Genomic DNA, 10101 nt, shown 5'->3' with positions numbered 1-10101 from the left:
ATTGTTATTTGCACAATTAGGCTTTTTTCACATTTGTAAGTGTCACCTAGTAAACTACAATCTAGTGTATTAGGACATCTGCAAACCATTTTAGTGTGAGTGTCTGGATCGTAGCCTGAACAGTCATTGTCGCTTTGGCACTCTGCTATCTTCGCAAAGTTAGTAATAAATGTGCCGTCAGCATATGCACCCATTCTTACGCTGAATGGACCAATGCTACTTGTGGGTTGGTCTGGATATCTGCATCCTGCTTGCCCGCACCACCCATCACCAGTGAACTGTGTGAATATATAGCCAGGACTTGGTTGAAGAGTATCGCATGTAGCGCCGTGAACTAGGATTGTATTTACCCAAAAATCTTTTCAATATGGGGTACTAACTAAGTACGATGCCAAAACTTAGAATGAAGTGTCCTAGCTGTGGCTGCTGGAACAGAATGGAAGTCAGAAAACTGCTTGTTGAACAAGAAACCTCAGAACCTAAAGTCAAAGCCTTTGTTACTATGTACGAGCCTTTAAAAACTGAAAAATGAAAAAAATGCGGGCATACAATTGCTGAACTGAAGGAATTAATTAGAATAATATCGAGTAAATAATCACCAATGGCCACGATTAAGCCTGTGAAATAATGGAGTTCTGCTTGTCGATTAACTTAATCCCATCTTGATTTTATTCTCAATTTATGAAATGCTCCGTCTGTGAGGAAAAAATCGATGATGAAAGTGAACTCTTCTACGGTGATTACGCCACCTACTACGAGGGAAAGCCTCTGTGCGAATCGTGCTACTACGAGGATGATCCTGTAGTAACTGTTTACTTCAACAGAGAAGACTGCCCTCACATCATAAGCTACACAAGAAACGAGACGAAGGGCATTTTCAGAGCTAAATGGCACAGCACAGATCCTTGGCGAGGCTATTACGAGACAGAGAGCAATGAGTATGCCTTGGTAAATACTGCTGAGCTTCTAGCTTATCACGAGAGCGAAAAGATGCTTAAGAAATTTGACGAAAGAGTAAGAAAGCTCTTCGAGGAAAATAACATTGATTACGCTCGCGTGTTCGCAAGAAGTTCCAACGTCTTCTATCAGAACTATGACCTTTACGTGAAGAAGGAACAGGCGATTCCAGCCGCCCTTCTTGTTGCCAAAGCAAAGAACGAAGTGGACTACAACAATGCGAAGTGGTATAGAAACATGATATTTGACGAGTCTTCATTGAATAAACTAGCTGAGCTTTTTCCAGAGCGCACCATAGAGACAGATCATGACGCTGCTAACCTATTGGAAGAATTGGGAGACAAGACTCTTTCTGAACTGCAGGATCGACTGAAGAAGGGAGTCAAATGAAATCCAGTGAGAACCCGAAGAGCATTGTAAAAGATGTTGTCTCTAAGTATTTCGCAGAGAAGCCCAGAAAAATCTCTTTGAAACTATATTGGACCGAGGGACGCTCAGAAATAATCATCGCTGGCAAATCTGTTCAAACTGTGGAGTATCCGCAAACCATAGACTTCACTTCCTTCGCCAATGGCGTCTTAGAAGCGTATAGAGATGTTTATGGTGAATTGAAAGTCGTTCCTATAAGCTTCAGAGAAGAGATTTACAGAAATGACAAAGTCTCATTAGACCTATACCCGTCAGGAAGTGCAGGCGCATTTGACATCTTTGTAGAATATGCTGAAGGGAAATAACGGAACCCTTCTGTTTCGGTAACAGAAAAATGGAAGAGTTACAATCTTCTAAAAGTGAGGTTTCCTAACGGTACGACAGAGCATCCGATAAACAAGTCTGGCAAAAGAGAGATTTTAGTCAGTGTTTGGGATTTTGGCGTTGTTCACCCTCAAAGTGAACGAAGCCATTATTTATGCAATGATCATCCCGCAAAGATGAGACCATGCTTAGCCAGAGCCATTTTGCAGCTCTATGGAGAATCGCCGGTCTTGGATCCTATGGCTGGCATAGGAACTACGTTGATTGAAGCTGAGCTTTTGGGAATGGATGCAGTCGGAGTCGAATACGAGAAGAAGTTTGTAAATCAAGCCAACAAGAACATCGCTCATCTGAAGAAGCTCTACCAGAACAGAAATTTGGGCAGGGCTATATGCATCAAGGGAGACGCAAGAAATCTATCTTGTCTAAACAATCCAAAGGTTAGTTCAATAGTTTTCAGTCCTCCATACTCTGAAGGCATAGGACATGCTGCAGGTAAAAATGCAAACCGCAAGTATTCATGGAGACTTAAGCTGCAAAAAAAGATGACCGAAGCATGGAGCAATGGAAGCATCGCAAAGCTTAGATATGGCGATAAAAGCAATATCGGGCAGGCTGAGAATTACGGGTCGATAATTTTCTCCCCACCATATTTCAACGCTCTGAAAAGGGGGGACGAAGGGCCTCACTCAAGGAGCAAGAAAATTTCTTACCAAGATAGGGTTAAACGATTCCAGGGATATTCTACAGATTCAGCCAATATCGGAAACATTCCGAAGTTTGGCTCTATCGTATTAAGCCCACCCTACAATGATGCATTGTCAATCACTAAAGGCGGTGGAAGCAAAAATTCGATTATATGTGAAGAATCAACTAAAGAATTGCAAACAGAAAGAAACAGACCTTTTGCTGCAAAGAAGAATTTGCCGATTCCATATTCTTCCAAGCATGAGAATATTGGAAACATCAGCGAGTTTGGCTCAATTGTTTTCAGTCCACCTTATGAAGGCGCTTTAAACTCTTCAAAGCATGTGGGCGGCATAGCTTTGAGAGATCCGCAGTTAGCGAAGACATGTCGATACTCCGAAGACATTAAAAACATCGGGAACACTACAGGAAAAACGTATCTTGGGGCGATGCTCAAAGTCTATTCTGAATGTTATCGAGTCCTCAAACCTCGAAAGTTCATGGTAGTTGTTGTCAAAGATATTCAAAGATGTTGGAAGACTATTCCGATAGGAGCCGATACGATAAAACTCTGCCAGTTAGCGGGGTTTGATTTGCACGACATAATAATAAACAAAATGTACTTCCCAAGCTTTTGGATGCTTAACTTGGCCAAGAAGGCACAGGCTGAGGCAAATAAGGGAACAAAAAGATTTCACGCATTAAAGGTTCATGAGTACATTCTAGTTTTCAGAAAGCCACAAATAGATTTAGAGAGCCGGCAATCTTTTAAGCCAAGTTTTTTCTAAAGATGTTCAATGCTCTCATTCTAGTATTTGGGCCGCAACCAACCGAAATGCATGCCCATCTTTCGCAACCTTTCGGAACGATGTACACCAGAAAGTGTACAATCACCAGGAAGCCTAGGGGCTTTAACACCCTGACCGCCTCTTTGACAAAAGAATATGGTTTAAAATCATGATAAGGCGGATCTGCAATAACCATATCAAATGTGCAATTCTTAAAAGGTAGTTTGTCCCTGCTCAAATCTATGATGTAATCGGGTTTAACGTCTGGGTTCATGTCGATTCTTAAATCGCCAAATTTGCTTGAACCACAAAAGAGGTGCAAGATTTTCTTGTTAGAGCACGGACCCAGCAAAGCGTCTAACCTTTGCAGAAACGTGGGCGGATAAGTCTCGGTGTATTTGCCATGAGGTCTCGGGCATGCCCAATGCCCCGTTATGCATTTGTTGATCTCATAATTCATTTCTTCAACCTTGTGTTCCTTGATTTGCAGCCGATCCGAAATAAGAAATAGGTTTGAAAGAGATTTTTGTTATTGATAGGTGAAAAATTTTCTTCCGTTTAGATAAGGAAGCAACAGCTTTTTGCACGCCAATAATCCTCATTCTTTTTTCAAATCAAATCTGCTCTAGGCGAGTGAATGGTTGACAAATTTGAAAGACAGATCAAGCGGATATTTGCTCCGATCGTTGTGTTTCAAGGCATGGAAGACATGGTGACTGATTATATGAAAACCAAAATCGAAATAGAGCGATTATCAACTCCACTTGCTGAAACAGCCACCGACTATGAAGCGATGATCTACTTGCACACAGCCAGCCTATCAGTCCCATTTTCGGAGAGATGGTATCACATTTACTCATACCTGTTTTCCAAGTACCATCCGGAGCAAGCTAAAACAATAGGCGTTTACAGCGAGCAAATTAGTGAACAAGAGCAACACGCTCTCTCTCGATTGAAAAAGTGGATTTACCGCCAGCAACTCAGATAAGATTTGCTCTACCTTAGGTACAATGGTCTGAATAATTCTAAGAGAAGGGGTATTCGAACCTGCTGTCTGAAACATGGCATAATCGGAATTCCTTCTCTCGATAAGGCTGATGATATGCTCTCTCCATTCTGTTTAGGGTGATTACATGCCTGTTGATCGAAAATTGGCACTTAAAGTGTTGAAGCAGTTTGACGAGGGACTGTATACTCTGTACTGGAAACTCAGACATAGACAACTACGTTGAAAAGGATCCAACAGCCTACGCAAAACTCAAAGTCTATCTATTCTCCTTGGACGCTCTGGACGACTTGGAGAAGAATGGTGCAATAGAGATCGTTAACGATTACGAGAACAGTACCATCTACGTTAAGAGGAACTTGATGAAGGAGTGACGGCGTGCCTTACAGGGTTGACATATACATTGGAAGCGACAGCGACTCAAGGAGACTTACAGAGAGTTACATCAGTATGGTTAGAGAATGGGCTGGTAATGTTTTTTCTGAAGGCTACACTTTAGTCAGGGGTAATGGATGTTTTAAGGGAACCACGGAAGAGTCAATCCTAATCAACGCGGTTTCACAGTACGACATGAACCTGCGAGATCAGTTGAGGGAACTGAAGGGGAAGCTAGGGCAGGAGGCAATACTCTTAGTCAAGACATGCGTCGATTTTGAAATCATCTGAGGGATTTAGAAATGGACAAGTACATCATAATGCTTAGCAACAGCCTTTCGAATGCATTGAGAAGGTACCTTGCAAAGGAGCGCGGACGCAGATTTGAAGATATCAAAAAGAAAGATGTAGCCAACGAACTTTTCGACATAATCTTGACGGAAATAGACTGGAACCTCAAGTACAAGTTTGGCAAAGCCGCAAGCTGGGAGTTCTACGTTCTGCCTTTAGAGGATGGGGAGCGGAAAAAATGAGGGGCTACTGTGCAAAGTGTCAGGAATTCAGAAGCGATGATGGAATAGATGCTTGGAGGATTCTGTGGAACGATGACCTGCCAGTCTGTGAGAAATGCGGCTCAGTTGTGGATGTTTGGAGGGATGAAGAGGGGAACTGCGAGATTCTTAACAGGATACTGGACAAGGAGCCTCATGACAGCGCAGGGAAGAACGGCGAAGGGCGATAGCTCCGTGTGTTATTATTTGTGTGAAATTAGAGAAGAAGAAAAAGAGAGAGAAAGAAGAAAAAAGAGAAATAGGTAAAGGAGAAGATGCAGAGAAGAAAAGACAGCAAAGATAGATACGAAAGGTGCTTTCTCTCACTCGAAACGTGGCTGGATTTTGATCAATACAACCTCAAGATAGGTGATTGCTTGAAGGAAGACCAAATGGATGACTACACCAAATGGTACATGTGGGCATACAGACAGAGATACGGAGAGGGAAGCATAGAGAAAGGCACAGGTGCGCCACCCACATTAGTGCCGTATCAGCCCGAAGTCAGGCAGTATTGGGACAAAGAAAAGGCTGTGGGCGTCATTGAAAAAGATGGGAAATACATTGGAATTGCCTGTTTAGCTGCCAAGGAAGTTGTGGACAAGGAGAATTACGTTAGAAGGTTCGGGTTAAGCTTTGAGAAGGATGTTCAGTGGCGTGCGGTTGCAAGCCTGCTTGACCATCTGTCGAGGAGTCCGGTTTTCAAAGCTGTCTTAATTACAATTAGCAAATCGCCATTCAAGACTGAACCGGATGTCCCCGAAGAGCTGGAAGGCAGGCGCAACTGGGCAAGGAGGAACTATGAGTATCATAAGGAGAAAGCCGATACGCTGAGGATTCAGGTAAATCAACAAAGCCAAGCCCATGTCATGGGCGGACCTTATCCCAAGCATTTGCCGAAACAGATGAAGGAAGAGGAGGACTACGCACGCAGATTCCTTGAACAGACAAAATCGCTCGAAAATGAGATAAAAGAGCATCTGAAACCCTACTTCCTAATCAAGAGGAACCTATTCGCTACCGCACTATTCTTCTATGTCTATACCGATGCAAAGGAAAGCATGGCAGATTGCCTAAGAGAGATCGTAAGCAGAAAATACAGCGCCAAGATGGAGATAAATAAGACGTATTTTGTGGAATGCTCCGATGTCCGAGACCCCATCATTGTCTTTAACCCAGAGTTTTTTCCCTTTTTTCGTGAAGCTAGGAGATACTACTGCTTAGCTTTGTCTGAAGATGTCGCTGGATTCGGTTCTGACAAAGATGTGGCAATAGCCCTGAAAAAGATGTTCACGTTGGTGCTTGAACTGCCGACAGAAGAGCCTATAGACGAGCAGATACACATACCCGGTGAAGAAATCTCGAAAAAAGGGTCGAGAAAAGCGCTACTGGGATATGTTGTCAAGTCAGTAGTCAAAAGAAAATTCATGAAAAGAGTGGTCTACTTTCCTCTCGACGTATTGACCAGTCATGCAATAATCTTCGGCAAGACACGTATAGGCAAATCCTTTCTATCCTTGATAATCATTAACGAAGCTAGAGCTAATGGTATTGAAGTGGTAGTTTTTGATCCCCATGGTACTCTGTCAAAAAGACTGAAAGAAAATGACCAATTGAAGATAGTCTATACAAGGGGCCGCACAGACATCACCAATTATCTACAAGAGATATATGGTGAAGCTTCAGTCTGGCCAGAGACAAATGAACTGAGACGATTGATCGTGCTTGATGAGACTAGGCTACTAAAAGCTAAGAACCTCGTATACTGCATAAATGAGTTAGGAAAGAGGGGAGTTGGATTCATTCTCGTAACTCAATACTCGACAAGCATTCCTCCAGAAGTGCGTAACATTGGTACGTATTTCATAATGGCAGCTATGAGCGAGACAGAGATGCAAAGGTTCAAGGAAGTAACACTTCATCCGAGCTCAAAACTTATAACAAGGCTGCCAAAAGCCTGCTCTTATGTTTTCAGTCCTTACTGGTATCCTGAACCTTTTTTCATAAAGCATAGAATGATGCGCATCTAACGTTTTGCTAAACTGCAAAAGCTGCAACAAACCTATAGTTTCATGACTCTTGTTATGTACTCTACTATATCTCTGCTTCTGGTCGGGTTTAGTGATATTGTATTTCCGCCTTTATGGATAAGTATGTATCCCTCGTCTAAAAGTTTTTTAACTACCTTCCTTATCCGCTTTCCATCGTTTTTAACCACATGGGAAAGCTTGTTAACAAGGGTATCTAACGGAAAATAGTGGGCGCCCCATCTTCCATGCCGCTCCAGCCAGTCCATGATTAAAGCCCTGACTTCAGAGTCGCCGTAGTCCCGTCTCATATGAGTACACTAACAATACCTTTAAACGGTAATGTATATATACTTTTAGTTAGATAAAATATTACAGTGGTAAAATGGAAGACTACGACTCGTTGCTGATTAAAGCTTTAGGCAGTTCACCCAAACTCAGGATATTGGACTACTTGTTAAACTACAAGCTGAACGACTTTACGAAGAAAGAAATAGTGGAAGCCTTGGGAATGAGCAAGCTCACGTTCTACAAATACTTCAAGGACTTGGAACAACTCGGTTTAGTTACTGCAACTAGAAAGATTGGGCGTGCTACGCTATACAAAGTAAACGTAGAAAACCCGATGGTTAAAATGCTCATAGAATACGAGACAAAGCTCTCGCTTCAGATAGCTGAGAAAGAAGCAGAAAAGATGAAGAAGCCAATACCGGCGAGATAACTCGGATATTCGTAATTTCTCTAATTATTTTACTGTTCTTAATTAGCTGGAACTTGGCTGGCAGATGAAGCGTCTTGCGTACAATGCGTAGACGGCAGGGAGGCCAAAGTATATGGTGACTGGGCTGGAATATACATTACAGGAAATGGCGGAGTAGGAGCTATAGATGGAGATGGGTTGTGCAAGACGGCTTGTGGCGCAGCTTCGGCATGCAACAACATAGCACCAGGCACATTAGTACCACATAAATGCACAACGACCTATGGCGCCAGATGCCTTGACAATTGCGTTTGCGGTTGCACTACAGCATCCGATTGCATGTTTACTAATTGTGGAGGTTATGCACCTCAATGTATTAGTGGCAGATGTACATGTGCTCAAACATGTAGAAGTTCTAGTGATTGTGGATCTTCATATTGTTGTACATGTCCTGATGTAGTATCATGCCCAGGAAGTTGTCAACCTCAAGGTACTATTATCAATAACAAATATATTTGCAAGGCATCCAGCCCAGGGGAGTGGCATGTTTGCGGTGAAGATTCTATTGGCGCAACTCTAGAAGTTGAAGGCGCCGAATACACATGCATAGTGGAAAATGGGGAATACCAATGGATTAAAGGCAACTCAACTGCTCCAGAGTCTCAACCTGACATTGTAAGCATGATTTTCCAGTTTTTCAAAAGTGTATGGTCAGCCTTTTTTCCCAATTCTTAACAGGTAGATTTTGTCTCCTCTAATGGGTAAATAGACGTCCGTATATTTTAGAGTATGATTTGGATTTTGGATGCCATAATCTATGTCTTTTTGTATACCATCTTTAGATATAATCAAAGGTTGCAATCCATTTCCTGGAATACTTAGATAGCCCTGAACTTTATTTTTCAAATGTTGTACTACTCTATCTGGCATGCCTAGAAAGGCAGAGTCTAAACCAGTAAGATATGACTGAATGTCTGGGGCATATTCTTCATTAATACTGGCTTCTGGAATACAAGGTATGCCAAATGCATTCAACAAAACTTTCAAAGCGTCTCTTGATATTTTATTTTCAATCCCAAAATTTGCTACTCTGTATCCATCAATGAACTTTATCAAATCCCAATTCTCCCAATTTTCATCCAAGTAGGAATCTATTCCATTCCAGTTTTTGACAACTTCAGATGCTTTATACATATCTCGTATGTTTAATTCTAATATATCAACACCTAAGAATAGGGCCACAGATTCCTTATGCCCATATCCTGCTCTGTCAGCCAGTCTATAATAAAATTCTCGTCTTGGATCATATGCAATTGAAACCAATACATCGTTGATAATTCTTTCTTCATAAAATTTACCATCTGGATATAACTTCATTATTTCGTTGTAAAATCTGGACATCTGTTTCACATAATATCTCATAGCATCTAAACCTTCGTGTTGTTTCCATACACGAACTCCATTAGTTATCCATGGAGATGCATCAAAATCACTAACTTCTGTCGGTAGCTCAAAAAGCACCGAGTAGCATATCTTCTTGTCTGTGGAGTTGGAAATGTGTGGCAGGTCCAATGGGAAGCCCATTCTGTCCTCGTTGAACAGCCAGTCTCTCATCTGGTCTACTATCTCCCACACCCTAGGATCGTCCGCCTTCATTCCCATGGCTTTCATCATAGTCGCCGGGTAGTTGGGATTGCCGGGATTGTCAAAGAAGTCCCAGCCGTTCTGCTGCGCCATAGCGCTTAGAGCCAGATACCACTTCACCTTCTCCACCAACTGCGGGTTCCTCCTGAGGTTCTCAGCTATCATCCAAGTGTCTCTAGCTATGTTCAGGCTCTGTATGCTGTAGACTTTACCATTCATGTCAGTGATGTTCACAGGCGCAAAATCAACTATGTCCCCGCTCTTCTCTGTAGCGCTTATGAGGTATTTCAGCGCATTTGTGTCCAGAGGCAGTCCCAGCTGCATGTTTGCTATTGTGCAGTTTCTTATCGCATTCCCAGTCTGCCTTGACACGCTGGATATGCCAAGGTTCCTGTACAGGTCGGCAGCACTCTTAGCCAGCACTCCTATGTCCATATTCACCTGCGGGTCGCTTGAAAATTCTGCGCGCATCTCCCTGTACAAAGGATCAAACCAGTCTCTGAAATAATAAGCCGTGCCTAAACTCAATAGCGCAATGAGCGCTGCAGAGGCAATCTTCACTCTATTGGAGACAACCATGGCTTACTCTTTAAGGCATTTTTAATATAAAGTT

The 10101-nt window shown here is 42.4% G+C and carries 14 protein-coding genes; 10 read left to right on the top strand and 4 right to left on the bottom strand.

The genetic code is table 11. The features are described 5' to 3' along the window. On the bottom strand, positions 1-194 hold a 194-nt coding region (locus NWE95_01915; GenBank protein ID MCW4002656.1), incomplete at its 3' end, for a hypothetical protein. A gap of 487 nt (positions 195-681) precedes the next feature. Between NWE95_01915 and NWE95_01910 the strand changes: the two genes are divergently transcribed. The 3 genes from NWE95_01910 to NWE95_01900 are packed head-to-tail and all read left to right on the top strand — an operon-like array spanning position 682 to position 3185. Continuing rightward, complete coding sequence (locus NWE95_01910) at positions 682-1347, top strand: hypothetical protein (protein MCW4002655.1); 666 nt, start codon at positions 682-684, stop codon at positions 1345-1347. Then, entirely contained in the window at positions 1344-1691 is a 348-nt protein-coding gene (locus NWE95_01905) for a hypothetical protein (protein MCW4002654.1), read from the top strand. The genes NWE95_01910 and NWE95_01905 overlap by 4 nt, the downstream gene beginning before the upstream one ends. 54 nt (positions 1692-1745) lie before the next feature. Further along, positions 1746-3185: a DNA methyltransferase gene (locus NWE95_01900; protein MCW4002653.1), complete on the top strand. Its 1440-nt coding sequence runs from the start codon at positions 1746-1748 to the stop codon at positions 3183-3185. On the opposite strand, the gene NWE95_01895 is transcribed toward NWE95_01900, so the two are convergent. Next, positions 3166-3645, bottom strand: a complete 480-nt coding sequence (locus NWE95_01895) for a class I SAM-dependent methyltransferase (protein ID MCW4002652.1) — start codon at positions 3643-3645, stop codon at positions 3166-3168. The two genes, NWE95_01900 and NWE95_01895, sit on opposite strands and share 20 nt — an antisense overlap. A 177-nt stretch (positions 3646-3822) precedes the next feature. Between NWE95_01895 and NWE95_01890 the strand changes: the two genes are divergently transcribed. The 6 genes from NWE95_01890 to NWE95_01865 all read left to right on the top strand — a co-directional run bounded on the left by NWE95_01890 (position 3823) and on the right by NWE95_01865 (position 7147). Further along, positions 3823-4173, top strand: a complete 351-nt coding sequence (locus tag NWE95_01890) for a hypothetical protein (GenBank protein MCW4002651.1) — start codon at positions 3823-3825, stop codon at positions 4171-4173. A gap of 188 nt (positions 4174-4361) precedes the next feature. Next, the gene (locus tag NWE95_01885) at positions 4362-4565 is read left to right on the top strand and encodes a hypothetical protein (GenBank protein MCW4002650.1); all 204 of its coding nucleotides are present in this window, start codon (positions 4362-4364) and stop codon (positions 4563-4565) included. Positions 4566-4569: 4 nt separating this feature from the next. Continuing rightward, positions 4570-4857: a hypothetical protein gene (locus NWE95_01880; protein MCW4002649.1), complete on the top strand. Its 288-nt coding sequence runs from the start codon at positions 4570-4572 to the stop codon at positions 4855-4857. An 11-nt stretch (positions 4858-4868) separates the two neighbouring features. Next, positions 4869-5099, top strand: a complete 231-nt coding sequence (locus NWE95_01875) for a hypothetical protein (protein MCW4002648.1) — start codon at positions 4869-4871, stop codon at positions 5097-5099. Continuing rightward, positions 5096-5308 carry a hypothetical protein gene (locus NWE95_01870; GenBank protein MCW4002647.1) on the top strand — a complete coding sequence of 71 codons (213 nt, stop codon included), beginning with the start codon at positions 5096-5098 and terminating at the stop codon, positions 5306-5308. The genes NWE95_01875 and NWE95_01870 overlap by 4 nt, the downstream gene beginning before the upstream one ends. Before the next feature lie 186 nt (positions 5309-5494). Beyond that, positions 5495-7147: a type IV secretory system conjugative DNA transfer family protein gene (locus NWE95_01865; GenBank protein MCW4002646.1), complete on the top strand. Its 1653-nt coding sequence runs from the start codon at positions 5495-5497 to the stop codon at positions 7145-7147. A 32-nt stretch (positions 7148-7179) separates the two neighbouring features. On the opposite strand, the gene NWE95_01860 is transcribed toward NWE95_01865, so the two are convergent. After that, on the bottom strand, positions 7180-7455 hold the full coding sequence (locus NWE95_01860; GenBank protein ID MCW4002645.1) for a hypothetical protein: 276 nt from the start codon (positions 7453-7455) through the stop codon (positions 7180-7182). Between the two features lie 74 nt (positions 7456-7529). On the opposite strand from NWE95_01860, the gene NWE95_01855 reads away from it, so the two are divergent. Continuing rightward, positions 7530-7865, top strand: a complete 336-nt coding sequence (locus NWE95_01855) for a winged helix-turn-helix domain-containing protein (GenBank protein MCW4002644.1) — start codon at positions 7530-7532, stop codon at positions 7863-7865. A gap of 690 nt (positions 7866-8555) precedes the next feature. Here the strand turns inward: NWE95_01855 and NWE95_01850 are convergent. Continuing rightward, positions 8556-10067 carry a hypothetical protein gene (locus tag NWE95_01850; protein MCW4002643.1) on the bottom strand — a complete coding sequence of 504 codons (1512 nt, stop codon included), beginning with the start codon at positions 10065-10067 and terminating at the stop codon, positions 8556-8558. Positions 10068-10101 lie beyond the last annotated feature (34 nt).

The organism is Candidatus Bathyarchaeota archaeon (assembly GCA_026014725.1).
In the GTDB taxonomy this organism is placed as follows: Archaea; Thermoproteota; Bathyarchaeia; order Bathyarchaeales; family Bathycorpusculaceae; genus Bathycorpusculum.
The sequence above is the reverse complement of the archived record's forward strand: the minus strand, read 5'-3'. Positions and strand labels throughout refer to the sequence as shown.